The organism is Modestobacter sp. Leaf380, from assembly GCF_001424485.1.
Taxonomy (GTDB): domain Bacteria; phylum Actinomycetota; class Actinomycetes; order Mycobacteriales; family Geodermatophilaceae; genus Klenkia.
The window spans coordinates 548749-571487 of sequence record NZ_LMQC01000019.1; the positions used below are offsets into that span (position 1 = coordinate 548749).

Genomic DNA, 22739 nt, shown 5'->3' on the forward strand with positions numbered 1-22739 from the left:
GCGCTGGTCGGGCTCACGGCTCTCAGCGGCGTCGCGGTCTAGCGTGGTCGTGATGGCGATCGACGGACGGTGGCGTCTCAGCGCCCCGCAGCTCCCCGCGCAGGGGCCCGTCGTCCCCCCGGTGGTGACCCCGCGGCTGCGGCTGCGTCCGGTCCGCCCCGCGGACGGGGACGACGTCGTCGCGCTGCACGGGGACCCCGAGGTCATGCGCCACCTGGGCGGCGGCCGGCCGGTGCCCCCGGCCCGGGTCCGCGGCCTGGACCTGCCCCGGCTGCTGGCCGACTACGGCCCGGTGCCGCTGGGCTGCTGGGCCGCCGAGGACCGGGCCACCGACGAGTTCGTCGGCTGGTTCGAGCTGCGCCCCATGGTCGGCGGCAGCGCCGACGCCGTGGAGCTGGGCTACCGGCTGCGCCGTTCCGCCTGGGGGCGTGGGCTGGCCACCGAGGGCGCCCGCGCGCTGGTGGACGCCGTCTTCACCGCCACCGACGTCGACGAGGTCGTGGCCACCACGATGGCGGTCAACACCGGCTCCCGGCGGGTGATGGAGAAGGTCGGCCTGACCTGGCGCCGCACCTACACCGAGGAGTCCCCGGACCAGATCCCGGGGGCCGAGCACGGCGAGGTCGAGTACGCCCTCTCCCGGGAGGACTGGCGGCCGCTGCGCCCGCAGGCCTTCCACCGTCGCCAGCCCCGCCGCTGGCCCCCGCGCCGCGGCTGAGCGGACCGCTCAGCCGCGCCGGTGCAGCCCGACGACGGCCCAGGCCGCCAGGGACGGCGCGTCGGTGAACCGGCCGTCGAGGACCCGGGCCACCAGCTCGGCCTCGGTGACGAAGGCGTGCACCATGTCGGCCTCGCTGGCCTCCCGGGCGGTCGGGCCCGGGGTCAGGTCGGTGGCCAGCCACACGTCGAACTGCTGGGTCATGATCCCCGGCGCCAGGTCCAGGTGGGCCAGGTGCTCCAGGCGCCCGGCCCGCAGCCCGGTCTCCTCGGCCAGCTCCGCGCGCGCCAGGTCCTCGGCGGTGCCCGAGGCGCCCGCCGGCCAGCCGCCCTGCGGGAACTCCCAGGTCCGCCGGTCCACCGGGTGGCGGTGCTGCTCGACCAGCCAGAAGCCGTCCCGCTCGGCCGGCACGACCATCGCGAAGTCCGGCCGCTCCACCACCCCGTAGACGCTCGTGGACCCGTCGGCCAGCTCGACGACGTCCTCCCGGACCGTCGTCCAGGGGTTCCGGTAGACCTCGCGACTGCTCGTGGTGCGCACCTGGCCATCCTCCCGGGGCGCACGGACGGTGTGCGCGCTGACCCGCTCGGGTGACGACGCGGCCACTGGCTGCGCAAACGTACGATCCTGATCCGTAAGGTCCTGGGTGAGGTCCAGGAACGGCCGACGACGGGGCGAGACATGCGCGGGCTGGCAGGGGACGGGTCCTTCGACGACCTGGCAGGGGTGCTGGACGCTGTCCCGGCCGCGACCGTGGTGCTCGACGCCGGGCTGACGATCCTCGCGGTCAACCGGTCGTGGCGGGAGAACGGCGGCCGGATGCTCGCCCCGGGACTGGTGCCCTCCCGCACCGGGGCCTCCTACCTGGGTGCGCTGGGCAGGCTGGTCTCCGCGGACGACCAGGCCGCGGTGCTCGCCGGGCTCCGCCGGGTGGTCGACCACGGCGAGGTCCCGCCGGCCCTGCGGATCTGCGTGCGCGGCTCCCGCCGCACGGTCTGGGTGCAGTGGCAGGCCGCCCCGCTGGACCACGGGACCACCGGGCCGGCGGTCGTCGTGACCCACACCGACGTGACCGCGCTCGTGCACCGGGAACAGCAGCTGGCCTGGCAGGCCGACCACGACCCGCTGACCTCGCTGCCCGGCCGGGCCCGGATGCACAGCCTGGTCGCCGACGCCGTGCACGGCCGGGACCGCACGGCCCTGCTCTTCCTCGACGTCGACGGCTTCAAGACCGTGAACGACTCCCTGGGCCACCGGGTCGGGGACCAGCTGCTCACCCAGGTCGCGGCCCGGCTCGCCGCCCGCACCCGCCCCTCGGACACCATCGGCCGGCTCGGCGGGGACGAGTTCCTGGTGATCGCCCGCGACTGCGACGCCGAGGGCGCGCTGGCCGTCGCCGAACGACTGCGCGAGGCCTTCAGCGAGCCGTTCACCGCCGGCGGGGTCCGGCTGGTGCTCACCGCCAGCACCGGCATCGCGGTCAGTCCGGTGGCCACCGGGGTCCGCGACCCCGACGGCGTCATCGCCGACGCCGACGCCGCCCTCTACGCGGCCAAGGCCGCCGGCCGGGACCGCGCCGTCGTGTTCACCAGCGCCCTGCGCGACGCCGCCCGCTGGCGCCTGGAGGTGTCCGGCCGGATGCAGGAGCTGACCACCTACGAGGAGCTGGAGGTGCACTACCAACCGGTCGTGCACCTGCCCTCCGACCGGGTCACCGGGGTGGAGGCCCTCGTCCGCTGGCGGCACCCCGAGCGCGGCCTGCTCTACCCCGACGCGTTCGTGCCGGTCGCCGAGGAGACCGGCGCCGTGGTGCCGATGACCCGCTGGCTGCTCGGTGAGGTGTGCCGGCAGGCCGCGGTCTGGGCCGCCGCCGGCACCCCGGTCGTCGTGGGCGTCAACATCAGCGCCCGGCACTTCTGCGGCGGCACCCTGGTCGAGGACGTCGTCACGGCGCTGGACGCGGCCGGCCTGCCCGCCGGTCAGCTGGTGCTGGAGCTGACCGAGACCGCCCTGGCCGACGACGCCAGCCGGGTCGCCGACCAGCTGCGGGAGATCGACGCCCTGGGGGTCGGCATCGCCGTCGACGACTTCGGCACCGGCTGGTCCACGCTGGCCCGGCTGCTCGCGCTGCCGCTGGACACCCTCAAGATCGACCGGTCGCTGCTGGCGGCGGTGGACGGGCCGGAGGCGGGGAAGGCGCAGGCGGTGCTCGCCGCCATCGTCGCCCTGGCCGAGACGCTGGACATCCGGGCCCTGGCCGAGGGCGTGGAGACCGCCGAGCAGCTGGCCCGGGTGCGGGCCGCGGGCTGCGTCTTCGCCCAGGGCTGGCTGTTCGGCCGGCCTGCCCCGGCCGCCGAGCTGGGCCCGCGGCTGGCCCGGCTGACCGGTCGACGACCGCACGGTGCGGCAGCCGCCGGGTGAGCCGGCCGTCCGCCGGGCTGGGATCATCGCCGGCGTGGACAGCAGCCCGCCCCGTCGCCGCTCGCGGCGGGCGACGTCACCGGCCGGGCCCCCCAGCCGGGTGGTCCTCCCGGACTCGGGACACGCGCCGGTCCCGCCCACCCGGCACACTGCGGGGGTGACGGTGACCGCTGACCCCGACGTGCAGCCCGACGCAGACCCCGTCGTCCTCGACGCGACAGCCCCCGGCGCGGCCGGTCGCCCGGCCCTGGACCTGCTGGTCTGGGACGCCCCGAACATCGACATGACGCTGGCCACCGTGATCGGTGCCCGGCCGACCGCCGCCTCCCGCCCGCGCTTCGACGCGATCGCCGCCTGGTTCGTCGGCGGTGCCGGGGAGGCCGGTGCCGGCGGCGCCGACGACGTCGAGGCCTGTGTCTTCGCCAACGTCCCCCCGCAGCACGTCACCACCCTGCGCGGCTGGGTCGAGGCCCTGCGCAGCTTCGGCTACTCGGTCTTCGCCCGACCCAAGAGCCGCCCGGACGACGACATCGACCAGTCGATGCTCGACCACATCGAGGTCCGCGCCCACAGCCACCAGCTGCGCCGCCTCGTCGTGTTCTCCGGTGACGGCCGCAACTTCCGCGAGCCGCTGGAGGAGCTGGCCCGGGCCGGCACCGAGGTCGTCGTCGTCGCCTTCTCCGAGGTCGCCGGCTACGCCAGCACCTCGGACCTGCTGCACTTCGTGGACATCGAGGACGTGCCCGGCGCGTTCGCCGCCCCGCTGGACCGGGTCCGGCTGGACTCGCTGCCCGTGGACGGTGCCTGGCTGCGCCCGACCAAGAGCCTGCGGGACGCGGCCGCCACGTTCGCCAGCAAGCGCACCGCGTGAGCGACCAGGAGGCCGTGGACGCCGACAACACCGGCGACGACACCGGCGACGGCACCGCCGACGGCACCGGCACCCGCACCGACCCGGACACCGACGGCTTCTCCGCCGTCGTCCCCAGCCCGCGGGAGCCGGTGGACCCCGACCCGGTCCGCGGCAGCGTGCTGGTGCCGGGGGAGACGGTCTGGCGGATCGAGCGCGCCGACCAGCACGCCGTCTTCGTCGACGCCGCGGACTACTTCGCCACCCTCAAGCAGGTCGTGATGCGGGCCCGCCGGCAGGTGCTGTTCATCGGCTGGGACTTCGACCCGCGCATCCGGCTGGACCCCCGCACCCCCGGCAAGGGCCGCGACGACCGCGTCGGCCGGGTGCTGGAGGCCGCCGTCCAGCGCAACCCGGATCTGTTCGTCGGCGTCCTGCAGTGGGACCTGGGCATGCTCGAGGCGTTGGGCCGCGGCCTGGTGCCGATCGTGCTGCTCAACCGACGGACGTCGGACCGGTTCCAGATGAAGGTCGACGCGCACCACCCCCTCGGCGGCGCGCACCACCAGAAGATCGTCGTCGTCGACGACAGCCTGGCCTTCGCCGGCGGCATCGACGTCACCGCCGACCGGTGGGACGACTCCGAGCACCTGGACCGCAACCGGTACCGGCACCGCCCGCGGTCCCGTCGCGCCACCCAGCCCTGGCACGACGTCACCAGCCTGGTGTCCGGCCCGGCCGCCAAGGCACTGGGCGACCTGGCCCGGCGCCGCTGGGCCGCCGGCACCGGCGAGCAGCTGGACCCGGTCGACGACGTCACCCACGAGTGGCCCGAGCAGGTGCCGGTGCTGCTGCACGACGTGGACGTCGCGATCTCCCGCACCCGGCCGGAGTTCCGGCAGTGGGAGCTGGTGCACGAGATCGAGGACCTGTGGCTGGCGATGATCGCCAGCGCACAGACCTGCGTCTACATCGAGAGCCAGTACTTCGCCAACCGCCGGGTCGCCGAGGCGATCGCCGTGCGGCTGGGCGAGGAGGACGGGCCGGAGTTCGTCGTCGTCAACCCCGAGACGGCCGACGGCTGGCTCGAGGAGAAGGCCATGGGCACCGCCCGGGCCAAGCTGCTGGCGAAGGTCCGCGAGTCCGACGTGCACGGCCGGTTCCGGCTCTACGTGCCGGTCACCGCCTCCCGCACGCCGATCTACGTGCACGCCAAGGTCTGCGTCGTCGACGACCGGCTGCTGCGGATCGGGTCCTCCAACCTGAACAACCGCTCGATGGGCATGGACACCGAGTGCGACCTGACGATCGAGGCGACCGCGGACGACCCGCGCCGCGAGGAGATCGCCGGATCGGTGCTGGGCATGCGCGACCGGCTCCTCGCCGAGCACCTCGGGGTCGGTCCGGACGACGTCGCCGCCGCGATCGCGGCACACGACGGGTCGCTGGTGGCCGCCGTCGAGTCGCTGGTGCGCCCGGAGGGCCGGTCGCTGCAGCCCTTCGAGATCCCCGAGCAGGGGATCATCGACACGGTGCTGGCCGACACCGAGCTGCTGGACCCCGAGCACACGCCCAACCGCACCCAGCGGGTCGTCGCCCGGTTCCAGCGCCGCGGGCACCACGGCTGACGCACAGCTGACCGACCCCGCGGGTTAGGGTCCCCTCACATGGACGGGGACCCGCGCACCGCCGGTGCGCTGCTGCGACGTGCTCTGCGGCGGCACCCCCGCCGGCTGGGCTGGTCGACTCTGCTGCTGTCGTTGCACCAGGCCTGCGAGGCGCTGGTGCCGGTGGCCATCGGGGTCACGATCGACCGCGCGGTGTCGACCGGGTCGGTGCCGGCGCTACTGGCCTCCCTCGGCGGCACGGCGCTGCTGTTCCTGGTGCTGTCCCAGGCCTACCGCTACGGCGCGCGGCACGTGGTGACCGGCTGGTTCACCGAGACCCACCAGCTGCGGGTCGAGGTCGCCGCCCGGGTGCTGGACCCGCACGGGATCACCGACGCCCCGCCGACCGGCGAGCTGCTGTCCATCGCCACCTCGGACGCGGAGAAGGCCGGCCGGGTCATCGAGGCCGCCTCCATCGTCGTCGCCGGCACCACCGCGCTGGTCGTCTCGGCGGTCAGCCTGCTCACCATCAGCGTCCCGCTGGGCATCGGCGTGCTGGTCGGGACGCCGCTGCTGGTGGGCGCGCTCCAGCTGCTCTCGCCCTGGCTGACCCGGCGCACCGCCACCCAGCAGCGTGACGTCGCCCGCACCGCGGGCCTGGCCACCGACCTGGTCCGCGGCGTCCGGGTGCTGCGCGGCATCGGCGCCGAGGACGCCGCCACCGAGCGGTACCGGCGCACCAGCGGCGTCGCGCTGGCCTCCACGCTCCGCTCGGCCGGGGCCATCGGCACCTACCGCGGCGCCACCGTGCTCGGCAGTGGGCTGTTCCTGGCCGCCGTGGCCGGGGTCGCTGGGGCGCTCGCGCTGGACGGGCGGATGTCGGTCGGCGAGCTGGTCACCGTCGTCGGGCTGGCCCAGTTCCTGGCCGAGCCGGTCGGGCTGCTCGGCTTCGCCGGGCAGAAGGTCGCCGAGGCCCGCGCCTCCGCCGCCCGGGTCGTCGGCGTGCTCACCGCCCCGCCGCTGCACCCGCCGGGTGCGCAGCCCGGGTCCGGCCCCGGCGCGCTCGCGCTCCCGGGCCTGGGGTTCCATGTGGAACCGGGCAGCACCGTCGGTGTCGTCGCCCCCGAGCCGGCGGATGCGGAGGCGCTGGTCGCCCTGCTGGCCGGCCGCCGCCCTGCCGCGCCCGGTGAGCTGCTGCTCGACGGGCAGGACGTCGCCGGGCTGGACCCGGCCGCCGTCCGGGCGCGGGTGCTGGTCGAGCCGCACGCGGTCGTGCTCTTCGAGGGCACCTTGCGCTCCGCCGTCGACCCGGCCGGTGCCGCCGACGACGACGCGCTGACCGCCGCGCTCACCGCCGCCGGCGCGGCCGACCTCGCCGACCTGGAGCTGCCGGTCGCCGACCGTGGCCGCTCGCTGTCCGGCGGGCAGCGCCAGCGGGTCGGCCTGGCCCGCGCCCTGCTGGCCCGCCCCGACGTGCTGGTCCTGCACGACCCGACCACCGCCGTGGACGCGGTCACCGAGGAGGAGATCGCCGCCGGGCTGACCGGCCTGCGGCACGGTCGGACGACGGTGCTGGTCTCCAGCAGTCCCTCGCTGCTGGGTCGCTGCGACCGGGTGGTCGTCCTCCGCGAGGGCGCCGTGGACGCCGCCGGCACCCACGCCGAGCTCACCGCCCACCCCGCCTACGCCGCGGCGGTGCTCCGGTGAGCGCGGTCGAGGTCGACCCGGTGCTGCTGCCGATCGCCACCGGCCGGCGCGCGGGCCGGGTCGTCTGGGAGCACCTGCGGGCCCGTCCCGTCGTCACCGCGCTCACCGCGCTGTCCGCCGTCGCCGCCTCGGCCGCCGGGCTGATCGCCCCAGCCGTGCTGGGTGCCCTGGTCGACGCGGTCACCGCGGCCCAGGGGCGCTCGGTCTGGCCGTTCGTCTGGGCGCTGCTGGGGTCCGCGCTGCTGGTCGCCGTCCTCACCGGACTGTCCGCGGTGCTCATCGGCCGGCTGGGGGAGACCGTGCTGGCCCGGCTGCGCGAGTCCGTCGTGGACCGCGCGCTGCACCTGTCCTCGGCCCGGCTGGACGCCGTCCGCGGCGGGGACCTCCTCTCCCGCGTCGGGGACGACGTCGCCAAGGTCGCCGACGCGGTCACCGGCGCGCTGCCCCAGGTGGCCGGCGCCGGGCTCACCGTTCTGCTGACGGTGGTCGGGCTGGGCGCCCTGGACTGGCGGCTGGCGCTGGCCGGGCTGGTCGCCATCCCGCTCTACGTGCTCGCGTTGCGCTGGTACCTGCCGCGCTCGGCCCCGCGGTACGCCGCCGAGCGGGTGGCGATGGGCGAGCGCTCGCAGGCCCTGGTCAGCTCGGTGCAAGGCGTGGAGACGGTGCACGCCTACGCCGACGAGCAGCGCCACCGCGACGTCGTCACCGACCGCTCGGCACGGTCGCTGGGCCTCACGCTCGGGGTGTTCCGGCTGTTCACCGACTTCGGCTGGCGGATGAACCGGGCCGAGTACGTCGGCCTGGCCGCCGTCCTCGGGGTTGGGTTCTGGCTGGTCCGGGACGACGCCGTCACCGTCGGTGCGGTGACCACGGCGGCGCTGCTGTTCCACCGGCTCTTCGGCCCACTGGGGCTGCTGCTGTTCACCTTCGACGACGTGCAGTCCGCCGGCGCCTCGCTGGTGCGGATGGTCGGGGTGGCGGACCTGCCGGCCGGCCCGGAGCGGGAGGTCCCGCGGACGCCGGACCGCCCGGCGGTCCAGCTGCGCGGGGTCTGGCACTCCTACGGCGGCCCCACCGTCCTCACCGACGTCGACCTGACGCTGGCGCCGGGCGAGCGGGTCGCCCTGGTCGGTGCCTCCGGTGCCGGCAAGACCACCCTGGCCGGGGTGCTGGCCGGCGGCCTGGAACCCACCGCGGGCACCGTGCTGCTGGACGGCCGGGCCGTCGAGGACCTGCGCGACCACGTCGGGCTGGTCAGCCAGGAGGTGCACGTGTTCGCCGGTCCGCTGGTCGACGACGTGCGGCTGGCCCGGCCCGACGCCACCGACGCCGAGGTCGCCGCGGCGCTGGCGGTCGTCGGGGCCGGCTGGGTGACCGCGCTGCCCGAGGGCCTGCACACCCTGGTCGGGGAGGGCGGCCGCGAGCTGACCGCCCCGCAGGCCCAGCAGCTCGCCCTGGCCCGCCTCGTGCTCGCCGACCCGCCGGTGGCCGTGCTCGACGAGGCCACCGCCGAGGCGGGCAGCGCCGGCGCCCGGGACCTGGAGGACGCCGCGCTGGCCGCCACCGCCGGCCGCACCACGCTGGTCGTCGCGCACCGGCTCACCCAGGCCGCCCGTGCCGACCGGGTGGTGGTGCTGGCCGCCGGCCGGGTCGTGGAGCAGGGCACCCACGCCGAGCTGGTCGCCGCCGGCGGCCGCTACGCCCGGCTCTGGTCGGCCTGGAGCGCCCGGGGCTGAGCGACCCGCACGCGACGCTGCACGCGACGACGGCCGTGGTCCCCGGGTGCGGGGGCCACGGCCGTCGTGTGTGTGCGGGTGCGGTGCGGTGCGGTGCGGTGCGAGCGCAGCGTCAGGCGCGGCGACGCCCCGCGACGACCGCGCCGGCCCCGGTGAGCACCAGCAGGCCGGCCAGTGCGGCCCAGGTGCCGATCTCGGCGCCGGTGCTGGCCAGCGCCGCCGGGGTGCCCGGACGGGGTCCGGCGACAGGCTGGGTCGCCGGCCGGGTGACCGGCGGGGTCACCGGCTGCACCGGCGCAGGCTGCACCGTGCCCGGCTGGCTCGTGCCCGGCTGGGGCGTGCCCGGCTGGGTCGGGCCGGGGTGCGTCGGGCCGGGGTGCGTCGGGCCGGGCTGCGTCGGGCCGGGGCCGGGCGGGGTGCCCGGTCCGCCGGCGCCCGGCTGCTCACCAGGGGGGCCCTCGCCCCCGGGGTGCTCACCGCCGGGGTTCTCACCGCCCTCGTCGACGCAGGACAGCGTGCCGGTGCGCAGCGAGAAGCCGTCGGTGTCCGCGTCGTCGGCGTAGAACGTCGTCCGGACGCCGTCGACGCAGGTCGCCTCGGTGTCGACCGCGAAGCCCTCGTTGGCCAGCCCCGGGTCGGCGTCGGCCGGCGGGAGGAACTGGGCGGCCTCGGTGAACGCGCCGTCCGTCAGCTCGAAGAGCGCCGTGCGCCCGCCGCACGCCTCGTCGCAGACCACCCACAGGGCGCCCAGGTCGGCGTCGAACTGGACGTCGGCGACCAGGTCGAAGCCGGTCGGGACGGTGGCGACCCGGTCGGCCGAGCCGTCCTCGGACAGTGCGTAGGCGTACACGGCGGCGGTGCCCTCGACGCCCACCAGGAACAGCCCGTCCCCGTGGCCGGGGTACCGGGCCGGGTCGTAGGCGGCGCCGGTGGAGGCGTCCAGCAGACCGCCGGCCGTCAGGAACGAGTCCGGCACCCAGGTGATGCCCTCCAGGCCCGCGTTGGCGCCCAGTCCGGGGAAGTCCGGGGCCAGCGCCCACTCCCGGGTGGCGGTCAGCGTGCCGCCGACGCCGGTGGGCTCGTAGCGCAGCACCGAGGGCCGGCTGACCGAGCCGACCGAGTTGTCCCGCTCGCTGGAGACGTAGACCCCGCCCGCAGCGGAGTCGTCGGCGACGGTGACGCCCTCGGCGTCGACCACGCCCGCGCCGCCGCCGGGGTAGGCCAGCGTCCACGGCTCGCCGACCGTCCAGCCGCCCGCGCCGTCGGAGACCGCCCGGTAGAGCAGGCCGTCGCCGTTCTGCACCGCCCACAGCGTGCCCGGCGCGGCGGTGCCCGAGGGCTCGACGTCCAGGCCGCTCAGGTCACCGGCGAAGGTGTCCTCCGCGTCGACCGGGGTCTCCTCCGGGCCGCCGGGCCAGGGCAGCGGCGCGCCCTCGCAGGCGTTCGCGGTGCCCTTGGTCGGGGCCAGCGTCGTGCCGAGGTCGCCGGTGCCGTCCGGGCAGCGGCCCCAGGTGGTGGTCGCGTGCGCCGTCCAGGCGTAGGAGTCGACCTCGGTGCCGGCGGCGTCGGTGAGCGTCACCGAGTCCGCACCGCCCAGGCCGTAGCCCAGCTGGTCCAGCACCAGGAACCCGCCCGGGGCGAGGGTGCTGCCGGCCGGGAGCACGGAGCGCCCGCCGCCGGCGTCGGTCAGCGCGTAGCCCGAGACGTCGACCGCGGTGGCGCCGATCGAGGTCAGCTCCACCCAGTCGCCGGGCTCGCCGTCCTGGGACTCGACCTCGTTGACCCGGACCGGCGAGGAGCAGTCGTTCGCCTCGCCCTTGGTCGAGCGGGTGGTGTCGACCAGGTCGCCGGTCCCGTCGGGGCAGCGGCCCCAGCTCACCGTGGCGTGCGCCGGCCACGAGTACGAGGCGGCCGGCGCGCCGGTGCGGTCGAACAGGCGGGCGGAGTCGGCGTTGCCCAGCCCGAAGTCGAAGCCGGCCGGGTTCGAGCCGCTGGCCTGGTCGACGACGAGGAAGCCGCCGGGGGTGACCACGGAGCCGGCCGGGAGGGTGTACGGCACCCGGCTGTCGTCGTCGTCGCGGAAGGTGAAGCCGCTGACGTCCACCGGGCTGTCCCCGGTGGTGGTCAGCTCCACCCAGTCGGTGTCGTCGCCGTTGGACTCGACCTCGTTGACCACCAGCGCGCCGGGCACGGCGGGCACGGTGGGCGGGGTGGTGGGCGGGGTGGTGGCGGGAGGGGTGCAGTCGTTCACCTCGCCGCGGGTGGCGGCGCCGGTGACGACGAACCCGCCGGTGCCCTCCGGGCAGCGGCCCCAGGAGGTCGCCGGCTGGGTGGGCCAGGAGAACGAGTCCAGCAGCGTGGTGCCGTCGGCGGCGAACAGCCGGGCGGCGTCGGCCTTGCCCAGGCCGAAGCCCGCCTCGCCCAGTGCGTCGGCGTCCGTGTCCAGGACGACGTGGCCGCCCGGGGTCAGCACGGTGCCCGCGGGCACGACCACCCCGTGGTCGTCCGCGTCGTCGCGCAGCACGAGGCCCGAGGCGTCCTGCGGGGTGGCGGTCGTGTTGACCAGCTCGACCCAGTCGGCGGAGGGGTCCACCTCGTTGACGGCGATGCCGGTGGGGGCCGCTGCGGCAGCGGCCTGCGGGTCGGGGGAGGGGCCGGCCGCCGAGGCGGGGACGGCGGCGCCGAGCACCAGGCTGCCGGCCAGGCAGACCAGCGCGGTGCCGAGCACGCCGGTCCGGGGGAGGGGTCGCATCGTGGGGTGGGTCCGTTCGCCGAGGGTCGTGACCGGTCGAACCTGTCGACACCGGACGACCGGCAGGTGAACGGGGCGCGGGCAGCAGGTGCCGGCCGCCGTGACACACGCCATGGGCGTCCAGGTGGCTCTCCGTGACCGGTTGGGTACGGCGACCTGCACCGGCGCGCCCGCGGGGAGGGCCGGGTGTCAGCCCTCCCTGCGGGGCAGCGAGCCGGTGGTGCTCAGCTCCTCCGCGACGTCCCACAGCCGCCGGTTGGTCAGCGAGGAGGAACGGACCAGCATCGCGAACGCCTGGTCGGCGGTCGTCTTGTACCGCTCCATCAGGATGCCCTTGGCCTGCCCGATGAGGTCCCGGTGGTCGATGGCCGAGCGCAGGTGGTGCTCGTGCTGGGCGCCGGCCAGCGCGACCGCCGCATGGCCGGCCAGCAGCCGGCCGTGGTCGACCGACTGGTCGTCGAAGGCCCGGGGCGCGGCGGAGTACAGGTGCATGGCACCCAGTTCGTCGCCGCTGACGTACAGCCGGAAGCAGAGCATGCTGCCCACTCCGGCCTCGGCGGCCGCTGCTGCGAACGCCGGCCAGCGCCCGTCGGTGGCGACGTCGTCGACGCGGACGGCCTCCTGGTCCCAGACCACGTCCATGCACGGCCCCTGGCCCAGGCGCTCCTGCAGTGCGTCCACGACCACCGGCAGCCGGCTGGAGGACGCCCGCGGCTGCACCCGGGACCGCTCGAGGACCAGGCTGATGCCGCAGTGCTGCGCACCGGGGACCGCGTCCACCGCCGTGGTCGCGATGGCCTGCAGGGTGGCCCCCACGTCCCCGTGTTCCTGCTGCAGCTCCCGGGCGATGCGGCTCATCACCGCGCCGAGCGAGGAGTCCGGCGAACCGGCACGATCAGTTCCGGTCATCTGCGCACCGTAGTCACCTCGGCGCGCCGGCCGTCAGCCCGCGGGCGCGGCTCGGACCGCCAGCAGTGCGATGTCGTCGTCCCGGCCGTGGGCCAGGTCGCGGAGCAGGCCGTCCAGCAGCTCGTCCAAGGGCTGGTGCCGGCGGGTGTGCACGGCCGCCAGCAGCGAGGCGGTGCCGACGTCGAGGTCCTGGGTGCGGCTCTCCACCAGGCCGTCGGTGTAGAGCAGCAGCGTGCTGTCCGGCGGCAGGTCGACCACGTGGTCGGTGCGCGGCACCGCGAGGTCCAGGCCCAGCAGCATCTCCGGCCGGGTCTCCAGCAGCTCGACCCGGCCGTCGGCGTGCAGCAGCACCGGCGGCGGGTGGCCGGCGTTCGACCAGCGGAGCCGGCCGTCGGCCTCGACGCGGGCCACCACGACGGTGGCCAGCGTCCCGACCCCCAGCCCGGCGGCGGTGGTGTCCAGCCGGGTCAGCGTGGACGCCGGGGGCTCCTCACGGTCGTGTGCCAGACCGCGGAGCAGGGTGCGCAGCTGGCCCATCGCTGCCGCGGCCGACATGTCGTGCCCGGTGACGTCGCCGATCGCCAGCACGGTGGTGCCGTCGGGGGTGATCAACGCGTCGTACCAGTCGCCACCGACCTGCTGCTCGGCCGAGGACGGCACGTAGCGGGCGGCCAGCTGCAGGTGCGTGGGCGCCGGGAGGTCGGTGAGCATGGCCAGCTGCAGCGTCTCGGCGGTGCTCCGGCGGTCCTCCAGCAGCATCGCGCGCTGCAGGCCCTGGCTGACGAAGCCGGCGAAGGCGCGGGCCGTCGTCCGGACGTCGGTGTCCAGCTCGCGCGTCACCGGCCAGCTCAGGCTCAGCACGCCGGTGACCCCGGGGCCCAGGTCCAACGGCAGGTGCAGGTCGGCCTGCCAGGTCGCCGGCAGCCGGCCGGCCAGGCCCGGGAAGGCGGCCAGCAGCTCGCCGGCGTCGCGGTGCTGGCGCTCCACCCGGTCGGCCAGGGTGCGCGCCGCGGGGTGGTCGGCGTCGACCGAGACGCCGCGCCAGGCGGCCCGGCTGGCCGCGGTGAGCTCCTCGACCGCGAGCGGGCGCAGCTCCCGGGTGTGCTCGGTGGCCAGGCAGACGACCGCGGTGTCCGCGCCGAAGCCCTGACCGGCCAGCCGGCCGACGGCGGCGCCGATCTCGGTGGTCGTGGTCGCCTGGTTGAGCAGGCTCGAGGTGCGCAGCAGCATGCGGGCCTGCCGGCCGCGTTCGGCGAGCACCGTCGCGGTCTGCTCGGTCCGGGCCTGCAGCTGGCGCAGCTGGAGCTCCGAGGAGCACGCCGCCGCCAGGTCGGTGAGGACCGCGATCTCCAGCGCCGTCCAGGCGTGCGGCTGGTGGTCGATGGCGCACAGCGACCCGATGACGTCGCCGTCGACGTCGGTCAGCGGGATGCCGGCGTAGCCGATGACCCCGAGGTCCGGGATCGCCAGGTTGTGCACGACCAGCGGGTCGAGCCGGGCGTCGGCGATCACCAGCGGCTCGCGGGAGGTCACCACGTGCTGGCAGAAGGAGTGCGTGAGCGGGGTCGTGCGGGTGGTGGCCCACGGTTCGGGGAGTCCGACCGCGCCCGGGAAGACCTGCCGGTCCTCGTCGACCAGGCTCACCAGGCTGACCGGCACCCCCAGCTGGTGGCGGACCAGCCGGGCGAACCGCTCGAACGCCTCGTCCGGGATCGGCGGCAACGGCGTCCGGCGGGGGAGCCGCACGACGGCGTGCGGTGCCGTCCGGTCGACGGCCGTCACGCGCTCAGCGCCACGGCGACGGCGGCGATCCGCCGGGCCCGCGTCTCGGGGGTCTTCGCGGAGCCGACGGAGACGACGTGCGCCTTCTGCCGGGACGGGGACAGCGCGGCGAAGGCGGCCCGCTGCGACGCGTCCAGGACCTCGGCCAGCTCCGCGGGCAGCTCGACGGTGCGCGGGGCGGTGTCCACCACCAGGTCGACCAGCACGTCGTCCCCGGCGGAGACGCCGGCGGCGGTGCGGTGCTCGGCGGCCAACGGGATGAGGTGCTGCCCGCCCATGACGGCCAGGGTGCTCGGGTAGCTGTACCCGGCCAGGGTCACCGTGACCGGCGCCCGTGCGCCGGCGCCCAGTGCCTCGACGACGTCGGCCGGCACGACCAGACCGGTGGCGGTCTTGCCGGCCAGCAGCACGGTCGAACGGAACTCCATGGGCCACAGTCTGCCGCACGGAGGGCTTCTCCAGGGCCCCGGAAGCGCCGCTTCCCCCGGACGGCGGCGCCGTCCGGGGGAACGGGCGCTCACATGGCGGCGGCGGCCGCCTTGATGGCCTCCCGGATGCGCGAGTACGACCCGCACCGGCAGACGTTCTCGATGGCGTCGATGTCGGCGTCCGTGGGGTTCGGGGTACGCCGCAGCAGCGCCACGGCGGCCATGATCTGGCCGGGCTGGCAGTACCCGCACTGGGCGACGTCGCGCTCCAGCCAGGCCTCCTGGACCGGGTGCAGCTCGTCCGGGTCGTCGGACCAGGTGCCGGCGAGCCCCTCGATGGTCGTCACCTCACGGCCGGCGACGTCGGCGGTCGGCGTGACGCAGGGGTTGATCGCCTCGCCGTCCAGGTGGCTGGTGCAGGCCTTGCACACGTCGATCCCGCAGCCGTACTTCGGCCCGGTGACGCCGAGCTTGTCGCGCAGCGCCCACAGCAGCGGGAGGTCGGCGGGGGCGTCGACGGTGACGGTCTCCCCGTTGAGCTGGAAGGTGTAGTTGGGCATGTCGTCTCCTGGCTCAGCGGGGGAAGGGGTCGAAGTCGACCGGGAAGTTCACCGGGAAGCTGCGCGGCTTGGTGCCGGTGGCCCGGGCGTAGGCGTTCGCGATCGCACCCACGGCGGCCGGCACGCCGAGCTCGCCGGCCCCGCCGGGCTCGCCGTTGGCCGGCATGACGAAGACCTTCGTCTCCAGCGGGCTCTCGGCCTGCCGGGTGTAGTGGAACTGCGAGTAGCTGCCCTCCAGCGGGAGGCCGGCGTCGATGTGCAGCCCGGCGCGGAACGTCGTCCCGATGGCGTCGGTGAGGCCGCCGATCAGCTGGGACTCCAACCCGCGCGGGTTGATCGGGCGGCCCACGTCGGCGGCGATGGTCGCCTTGGTGACCCGCGGGTTGCGCGGGTCGCGGGCGTCGACCTCGACCAGGATCGCGGTGCACGACTTGTACTCGGCGTGGAAGGCGATGCCCTGCGCGGTGCCCCGCGGCATGGTCTTGCCCCACTGGCCCTCGGCGGCGACCTTGTCCAGCACCGCGCGGTAGCGGTCCTCCTTGAGGAACTCGCGGCGGAAGGCGAGCGGGTCCTTGCGCATCTTCGCCGCGATCTCGTCGATGACGATCTCCTCGGCACCCCGGGTGTTCGCCGAGTAGACCGAGCGCCACGACCCGGTGTGCATCTGCAGCGGCACCTCGTTGAGCAGCTGCGTCGTCACCCCCAGGTGGTACGGGGAGTGGATCGTGGTCAGGAAGATCGTCTGGGCGAAGCTCAGGTTCCCGGCCACCGGCAGGCTGGCCGCGGTCGCGGTGAGGATCTCGCCAAGGCCGTGCTTGGTGTCGGTCTCCACGCTGGCGACGCGGTGCTCGAAGCTGACCACCTGGCCCAGTGCCACGGTCGCGCGGACCCGGTGGAAGCTGGCCGCGCGGGCCCGGCCGTGCCGCATGTCGTCGATCCGGGACCACATCAGCTTCACCGGCCGCCCCGCGGCCTTCGAGATCCGGGCCGCCTCCAGGGCGGCGTCGAAGAACAGCCGGCGGCCGAACGAGCCGCCGCCCTGCGTGACGTGCACGGTGACGGCGGACTGCGGCAGGCCCAGGTCGGCGGCGATGGCCTGCTGGGCGACGATCGGGGACTTCAGCCCCGACCAGATCTCGGCCTTCCCGCCCGCCACGTCAGCCACGGCGGAGTTGGTCTCCATCGGCGCGTGGCTGACGGTGGCGAAGTCGAACTCGGCGTCCACGGTCGTGGACAGCAGCGGCGGGACGACGAAGGGCAGCGCCGCCCCGCGGAGCTTGGCCTTGATCGTCTCGTCGTCCTCCCCGTCCACGGTGCCGGGGCCCCAGGTGACCTGCAGGGCCTCCTTGGCGTCCAGCGCCTGGCCGAAGGTCTCGGCCAGCACGGCGACCCCGGTCGGGATCGTGACGACGTCGACCACCCCGGGCATCGCCTTGACCGCGGCCAGGTTCGCGACCGACCGCACGGTGCCGTTGATGGACGCCGGGCGGCGGACCATGGTGGGCAGCGCGCCGGGGACGACGTCGAGGTCCAGCGTGTAGTCCATCTGGCCGGTGACCATCTTGCGGGCGTCGACCCGGTTGGTCGGGGTGCCCACGAGCTTCGCGGCCGAGGCCGGCTTGGGGGTGGCCAGCACGACCGACAGCGACGGGCTCGCCGCGGCGGCGGACAGCTCGCCGTAGGTGGCGGTCCGGCCGTCGGGGGCGGTGACGACGCCGTCGGTGACGGTGAGGCCGACGGTCGTGGTGCCCCAGCGGGCGGCGGCGGCGGCCAGCAGCCGGGCGCGGGCCTGGGCGGCGGCGGACCGGACCGGCCCGTAGACGCTGCGGATGGTGTTGGACCCGCCGGTGAGCTGGTTGAACAGCAGCTCGGGCCGGGAGTCGGCCAGGGTGACGTCGACCCGGTCCAGCGGGACGTCGAGCTCGTCTGCCAGCAGCATGCCGACCGCGGTGGTGATGCCCTGGCCGACCTCGGCGCGGGGCAGGGCCAAGCCGACGCGGCCGGCCTCGTCGACGGTGACCACGATGAGCCCGGAGGTGGGCGCACCGGCCAGGATCAGCACGTCGCCCAGGTCCAGGATCTCGGCCGGGCCGGGCAAGGAGGGGACGACGGCGTTCGCGACGCCGGGGGCGACGGCGTCGGCGCCCAGGCGGGCGGCGACGGCCAGGGTCGGTGCGGCGACCAGGTAGGTGAGGAAGCGGCGGCGGCTGTGCGACCGGCGCTCCCCCTCGGACTGCCCCTCGGCGGGGAGCGGGACGGACTCGGACGTTTCCAGACTCACAGGTGACCCCTTCGTCAGCTGCAGCGGTTCCGGTGGGCGGCCGGGGTGCTGGGGTGGGTCCCGGCGGCGGTGCCCTGTCCCGGGGGTCGCCCGTCACGCGCACGCGCCTACGCACGGTCAACGCACAGGCGCCGCCCGGGTCACGGTCGTCCTCCACCTTTCTGGTCGTCCAACGGAACTCCTGGAGCAGGAACCGCAGCTCGTGATCGACTCCCCCGGAGGGGACCGCGGACGCGGTGCGGGCATGATCGCGCCGTGGCCGACTGGTTCGAGCGCGTCTCCCTGACCGGCTCCCGCGTGCACCTGGTGCCGCTGGGCCCCGAGCACGCCACCGGCTGGCTGGCGGGGCTGACCGGCCCGGTGGCCGAGCACCTGTCCATCGGCCCGCCGGCCGACCGGGCGGGCGCGCTGGACCAGATCGCCACCGCGCTGACCCAGGCCGACCGGGTGCCGTTCGCCCAGCTGTCACCGGCGGGGGAGTTCCTCGGCTCGACCTCGTTCTACGACGTGGACCCGGGCAACCGGTCACTGGCGGTCGGCTACACCTGGCTGGCTGGGACCGCGCAGCGCAGCGGGGTGAACCGGGAGGCCAAGCTGCTGTTGCTCACCCGGGCGTTCGACGAGCTGGGTGCGGTCCGCGTCGTGTGGCACACCGACGAGCGCAACGCCCGGTCCCGGGCCGCCATCGCGGCGCTGGGCGCGGTCGAGGAGGGCCGGTTGCGCAAGCACCGCCGTCGCCGGGACGGGACCTGGCGGACGACGGTGCAGTTCGCGATGACCGACGAGGACTGGCCGGTCGCCCGCGAGGGGCTCACCCGGGGGCTGGCGACGGGCTGACCCGCCGCCCGCGCCTCAGGTGCAGGAACCCACGCTGACCCCGCGGGCGCTCAGCCACGCGACCGGGTCCCGGCGCTCGGCGTAGAGCCCGCCGTAGTGCGTCTCGACGTGCAGGTGCGGCCCGGTCGACTGGCCGCGGTTGCCCACGGTCGCGATCTGCTGCCCGGCGGTCACCACCTGGCCGGCACGCACGGTGAAGGTGTCCACGTGGCCGTAGAGGCTGATCACGCCGTCGGGGTGCTGGACGTAGACGGCCTGGCCGAAGCCGTTGGCCGGCCCGGCCTGCAGCACGACGCCGTCCTCGGGGACGTAGATCGGCGTGCCGATCGGTGCGGCGATGTCGATGCCGTAGTGCGTCGTGCCCCAGCGGCTGCCGTAGCAGGAGGTGACCCGGCCGGTGACCAGTGAGCCGGTCCCGGCGCTCGCGACGACGGTGGCCTGCTCGGCCTGGGCGGCGGCGACCTCGGCGGCGTCGGCGACGCCCTGGGCCTCCAGCAGCGCGGTCTGGGCGGCCAGCAGCTCGGTCTCCAGCGCCGCCCGCTCGGCGGCGACCTCGTCGTAGGAGGCCTGGGTGGCGGCCAGCTGGTCCTGCGCGGCGACGTCGGCCGCGGCCGCGGCGGCGGCCGCGGCGTCCAGCGCGGTGACCGCGTCCCGGGCGGCGCGGTCGGCGTCCTCCTGGTCGGCCTGCACGGCCTCGACGGCCTCCAGTCGCTCGGACCGGTCCACGCCCAGCTGCTCGAGCGTGGTCGCCCGCTGCAACAGCTCCTCGGGGCCCTCGGCGCCCAGCAGCACCTCGGCGTCGCCCAGGGTCTGCCGGCCCATGAAGGCCTCCCGGCCCAGCGTGGCGACGTCGGCCTCGGCGACCGCGGTGGCCGCCTGGGCGGTCTGCAGCTGGGCGGCGGTGGTCGCGGCGGCGGTCTGCGCGGCGACCAGCTGGTCCTGCGCGGCCCGGTCGGCGTCGGCAGCGGCCTCGGCGGTGACCGTGGCCCGGGCCAGCTCCTCCTCGGCGGCGGCGACCAGCGCCGAGACCCGGTCCACCTCGGCGGTGGCGGCGGCCACCGCGGAGGCGTCGACCGGGGCGGCGACGGCGGCCGGCGCGGCGAGCCCGCTGAGGGTCACCGTCGCGAGGACGGCGACGAGCGTCGTCAGCACCCGGCGTCGACGAGGGGGCGGATCGTGGCGCAGGGCGAGCAGGACGGGCCTCCGGGGGCGCTGTGGCGTGCTGGCCGTCAGGGTGACGACGCGACATGACGCTGTGACGGATGGTGTGGCTGGGACCCGTGGGCCCCGCCGACCGTAACCGCACCCCGGGTCGGATGTCACGGCCAGGTCACGGACGGGGGACGGAACGGTCCCGCGCGGGGTGCCTGTGCACGGCGGCTGGGCGACCGGGCCCCGTCGAACTACGATCGGCCGCGTGCGGTCTGATGACACGGGACTGCGCCCCGAGTCGTCTGCCGGGGTCCCCGCGTCGACCCCTGGTCCGGCCCCCCGGGGTCCCGGCCCCGCGGCCGTGGCGCAGCAGGACGAGGTGCTGGGTGCTGCGGCGGCCGGCCTGTCCGGCGACCCCGCCGGGGTGCGGTCGCTGCCGCGCGTCCTCGGTGACGCCCCGGTCGCCGTCGTCCTCATCGATCGCGCGAGCGCGCAGGTCACCTACGCCAACTCCGCCGCGTGGGAGCTCGCCGGGGACGTGCCGCTGCCGGTCGGCGCCGACGCCTGGGGCACCGCCGCCGGACTGACCGACCTCGACGGCCGCCCGCTGGCCGGCACGGACGGACCCCTCACCCAGCTGGCCGCGGGCCAGCCGGTGGCCGGACAGGCGGTCCGCCGCAGCGTGGCCGGCGAGCCCGACCAGCTGGTCTGGGTCACCGGCTTCCCGCTGGCCCCCGACGAGGGCTCGCTGTCCCTGGTCGTCCTGCTCGGCGTGGACGACGAGGGTGGCGACGCCGGCACGGACCTGCTGCTGCAGTCGCTGCGCGAACGCGCCGTCGTCGCCACCGACATCTGCTTCACCATCAGCGACCCGCGCCGCCCCGGGAACCCGCTGGTCTGGGTCAACCCCTCCTTCACCCGGGTCACCGGGTACTCCGCCGAGGAGTCCGTGGGGCGCAACTGCAGCTTCCTGCAGGGACCGGCCACCGACCCGGCCGCAGTCGACGCCATCCGGGCCGGCATCGCCGCCCGCACCCAGACCACGGTGACGCTGCTCAACCACCGCAAGGACGGCACCGCGTTCTGGAACCAGCTGTCCATCAGCCCGGTGCTGGACGGGCGCGGCGAGCTGGTCAGCTTCGTGGGCGTGCAGTCCGACGTCACCCAGCGGGTGCTGCTGGAGACCGAGCGCGAGGCGGCGCACGCCGCCGAGCGGGCCGCCCGCCGGGAGTCCGAGCTCGCCCAGGACCGGCTGCGGCTGATGGCCGAGGCGACCAGCCAGCTCTCCAGCACCCTGGACACCACGGTGCTGCTCGACCGGCTGGCCCGGCTGTGCGTGCCGTTGCTGGCCGACTGGGTCTTCATCGCCCGGCTCGACGGCGACGGCGTGGTCGACGAGGTGGCCGTGCACCACACCGGCGTCCCCGTCGAGCAGCTGGTCGACATCCGGACGGCGTTCCTGGGCCGGCACCTGCCCGACTCGGCGCCCGGCCGGGCCGCGGTGAAGTCGGGTCTGCCGGTGGTCCTGGGCGGGCTGCGGCCCGAGACGATGACCGGCTACACCCGGGGGCTGGACTGCCGGCTGCTGGCCGAGCTGGGCACCCGGTCGCTGCTGGCGGTCCCGCTCCCGGCGCGTGGGGGGACCCGGGGCGTGCTGACCCTCATGCGCGGCATCGACGACGGGTTCAGCCCCGCCGACGTGGACCTGGCCCAGGACCTGGGCCGGCGGGCCGGCCTGGCGCTGGACAACGCCCGGCTCTACCAGCAGGAGGCCTCGGTCGCCGAGACGCTGCAGCGGTCCCTGCTCCCCGAGCTGCCCGAGATCCGGGGCGTGCGGGCCGCCGCCCACTACACCGCGGCCTCGGCGGCGGCGGCGGTGGGCGGGGACTTCTACGACCTCCTGGAGCTGCCCGGTGACCGGGTCGGTCTGGTCATCGGCGACGTGGCCGGGCACGACCTCAACGCCGCGGCGACCATGGGGCAGCTGCGCGGTCTCATCCGGGCCGCCTGCTGGGACCGGGACGCCCCGGACGCCGCCGAGGTGCTCACCCGGGTCGACCGGCTGGTCGACGTGCTCTCCGTGCCGGGGCTGGCGACCGCCGTCCACCTGCGGGCGCACCGCCCGGCCGAGCCCGGGGGGCCCTGGCGGGTCGAGTGCTCCAACGCCGGTCACCCGCCGGTGCTGCTGCGCACCCCCGACGGCGCGGTCGCCCCGCTGACCCCCGAGCACGACCTGCTGCTGGGCGCCGACGCCGGGGCCCGCCGCCGCGTCGTCACCACGACGGTGCCGGCCGGCAGTCAGCTGGTCGGCTTCACCGACGGGCTCATCGAGCAGCCCGAGGACGACGGCCCCGAACGGGACACCGACCTGGGCACGGCGCGGCTGACCGCGTTGCTGGCCGACCTGCCCGTGGGCGCACCGGTCGAGGTCGTGGCCGACGCGATGGCCGGCCTGGTCACCAGCCGGCTCGACGACGTCGCCTTCCTGGTCGTCGAACTCGGCTGAGCCCCCGCGCGGGGGTCAGGCCCGGGAGCCCCGCGGGGTCGGTGCCCCGCCCACCGGCACGCCGGAGGTCAGCTGGGCCCAGACGGTCTTGCGCTCGGCGTCCACCGCGTAGCCGTAGTGGACCGACAGCTGGGCCACCATCGGCAGGCCCATGCCGCCCAGCGCCGGGTCGCGGTCGACGGCGGGGACCGGGGGCCGGTCGGGGGACTCGTCGGACAGCGTCAGCAGCCAGCCCTGCCGGGTGGCCACGATGACCGCCTCGACCGCGCCGCCGCCGTGGCGCAGCGCGTTGGAGGCCAGCTCCTCGAAGGCCAGCAGCAGGCCCTCGCGGGCGTCCTCGGTGGAGGAGGAGGTCAGCGACGGGTGGGCCAGGCGGGCCCGCAGGTCCATCCGGACGCGCGAGGCGTCGTGCACGCTGGGCAGCTGCCAGCGCCACACGTCGCCGGGGACGTCGGGCACCGGCGCCGCCGGCCAGGTCTGGCTGTCCACGTGT

Annotated in this window: 17 protein-coding genes; 8 read left to right on the forward strand and 9 right to left on the reverse strand. The window is 76.0% G+C overall.

Features of this window, described 5'->3' with window-relative positions; genetic code table 11:
- Positions 1 to 52 precede the first annotated feature (52 nt).
- Positions 53 to 718 carry a GNAT family N-acetyltransferase gene (locus ASG41_RS15075; protein WP_056296774.1) on the forward strand — a complete coding sequence of 222 codons (666 nt, stop codon included), beginning with the start codon at positions 53 to 55 and terminating at the stop codon, positions 716 to 718.
- 9 nt (positions 719 to 727) lie between these two features.
- Here the strand turns inward: ASG41_RS15075 and ASG41_RS15080 are convergent, their stop codons facing one another.
- Positions 728 to 1258 carry an NUDIX hydrolase gene (locus ASG41_RS15080; RefSeq protein ID WP_056296776.1) on the reverse strand — a complete coding sequence of 177 codons (531 nt, stop codon included), beginning with the start codon at positions 1256 to 1258 and terminating at the stop codon, positions 728 to 730.
- A 141-nt stretch (positions 1259 to 1399) separates the two neighbouring features.
- Between ASG41_RS15080 and ASG41_RS15085 the strand changes: the two genes are divergently transcribed.
- From ASG41_RS15085 to ASG41_RS15105, 5 genes are all read left to right on the forward strand, one after another.
- Positions 1400 to 3139, forward strand: a complete 1740-nt coding sequence (locus tag ASG41_RS15085) for a bifunctional diguanylate cyclase/phosphodiesterase (protein ID WP_056296337.1) — start codon at positions 1400 to 1402, stop codon at positions 3137 to 3139.
- 157 nt (positions 3140 to 3296) lie between these two features.
- Entirely contained in the window at positions 3297 to 4010 is a 714-nt protein-coding gene (locus ASG41_RS15090) for an NYN domain-containing protein (RefSeq protein WP_235564821.1), read from the forward strand.
- Positions 4007 to 5617, forward strand: coding sequence for a phospholipase D-like domain-containing protein (locus tag ASG41_RS15095; protein ID WP_235564822.1), 1611 nt, complete (start codon positions 4007 to 4009; stop codon positions 5615 to 5617). The genes ASG41_RS15090 and ASG41_RS15095 overlap by 4 nt, the downstream gene beginning before the upstream one ends.
- A gap of 39 nt (positions 5618 to 5656) precedes the next feature.
- A complete protein-coding gene (locus ASG41_RS15100) occupies positions 5657 to 7303 on the forward strand; it encodes an ABC transporter ATP-binding protein (protein WP_056296340.1) in 1647 nt (548 codons plus the stop codon).
- On the forward strand, positions 7300 to 9039 hold the full coding sequence (locus ASG41_RS15105) for an ABC transporter ATP-binding protein (protein WP_056296344.1): 1740 nt from the start codon (positions 7300 to 7302) through the stop codon (positions 9037 to 9039). The genes ASG41_RS15100 and ASG41_RS15105 overlap by 4 nt, the downstream gene beginning before the upstream one ends.
- A 112-nt stretch (positions 9040 to 9151) precedes the next feature.
- Here ASG41_RS15105 and ASG41_RS15110 read toward each other — a convergent pair whose 3' ends face one another.
- The 6 genes from ASG41_RS15110 to ASG41_RS15135 all read right to left on the reverse strand — a co-directional run bounded on the left by ASG41_RS15110 (position 9152) and on the right by ASG41_RS15135 (position 17751).
- Positions 9152 to 11791 (reverse strand): lamin tail domain-containing protein, encoded by a 2640-nt coding sequence (locus tag ASG41_RS15110; protein ID WP_056296347.1) that lies wholly within the window; start codon positions 11789 to 11791, stop codon positions 9152 to 9154.
- Between the two features lie 189 nt (positions 11792 to 11980).
- Entirely contained in the window at positions 11981 to 12700 is a 720-nt protein-coding gene (locus tag ASG41_RS15115; protein WP_056296350.1) for a GAF and ANTAR domain-containing protein, read from the reverse strand.
- 33 nt (positions 12701 to 12733) lie between these two features.
- Positions 12734 to 14482 (reverse strand): GAF domain-containing SpoIIE family protein phosphatase, encoded by a 1749-nt coding sequence (locus ASG41_RS15120; RefSeq protein WP_082556957.1) that lies wholly within the window; start codon positions 14480 to 14482, stop codon positions 12734 to 12736.
- Positions 14479 to 14910, reverse strand: coding sequence for a YdeI/OmpD-associated family protein (locus tag ASG41_RS15125; RefSeq protein ID WP_056296353.1), 432 nt, complete (start codon positions 14908 to 14910; stop codon positions 14479 to 14481). Before ASG41_RS15125 ends, ASG41_RS15120 begins: the two co-directional genes overlap by 4 nt.
- 89 nt (positions 14911 to 14999) lie before the next feature.
- Positions 15000 to 15470: a (2Fe-2S)-binding protein gene (locus tag ASG41_RS15130; protein WP_056296357.1), complete on the reverse strand. Its 471-nt coding sequence runs from the start codon at positions 15468 to 15470 to the stop codon at positions 15000 to 15002.
- A 13-nt stretch (positions 15471 to 15483) separates the two neighbouring features.
- The gene (locus ASG41_RS15135) at positions 15484 to 17751 is read right to left on the reverse strand and encodes a xanthine dehydrogenase family protein molybdopterin-binding subunit (RefSeq protein WP_200938960.1); all 2268 of its coding nucleotides are present in this window, start codon (positions 17749 to 17751) and stop codon (positions 15484 to 15486) included.
- Positions 17752 to 18006: 255 nt separating this feature from the next.
- Between ASG41_RS15135 and ASG41_RS15140 the strand changes: the two genes are divergently transcribed.
- Positions 18007 to 18588: a GNAT family N-acetyltransferase gene (locus tag ASG41_RS15140; RefSeq protein WP_056296360.1), complete on the forward strand. Its 582-nt coding sequence runs from the start codon at positions 18007 to 18009 to the stop codon at positions 18586 to 18588.
- A gap of 15 nt (positions 18589 to 18603) precedes the next feature.
- Here ASG41_RS15140 and ASG41_RS15145 read toward each other — a convergent pair whose 3' ends face one another.
- Complete coding sequence (locus ASG41_RS15145) at positions 18604 to 19740, reverse strand: M23 family metallopeptidase (protein WP_235564823.1); 1137 nt, start codon at positions 19738 to 19740, stop codon at positions 18604 to 18606.
- 361 nt (positions 19741 to 20101) lie between these two features.
- On the opposite strand from ASG41_RS15145, the gene ASG41_RS15150 reads away from it, so the two are divergent.
- A complete protein-coding gene (locus tag ASG41_RS15150) occupies positions 20102 to 22246 on the forward strand; it encodes a SpoIIE family protein phosphatase (protein WP_056296364.1) in 2145 nt (714 codons plus the stop codon).
- 15 nt (positions 22247 to 22261) lie between these two features.
- Here ASG41_RS15150 and ASG41_RS15155 read toward each other — a convergent pair whose 3' ends face one another.
- Positions 22262 to 22735 carry an ATP-binding protein gene (locus ASG41_RS15155; protein ID WP_056296367.1) on the reverse strand — a complete coding sequence of 158 codons (474 nt, stop codon included), beginning with the start codon at positions 22733 to 22735 and terminating at the stop codon, positions 22262 to 22264.
- Positions 22736 to 22739: the final 4 nt, after the last annotated feature.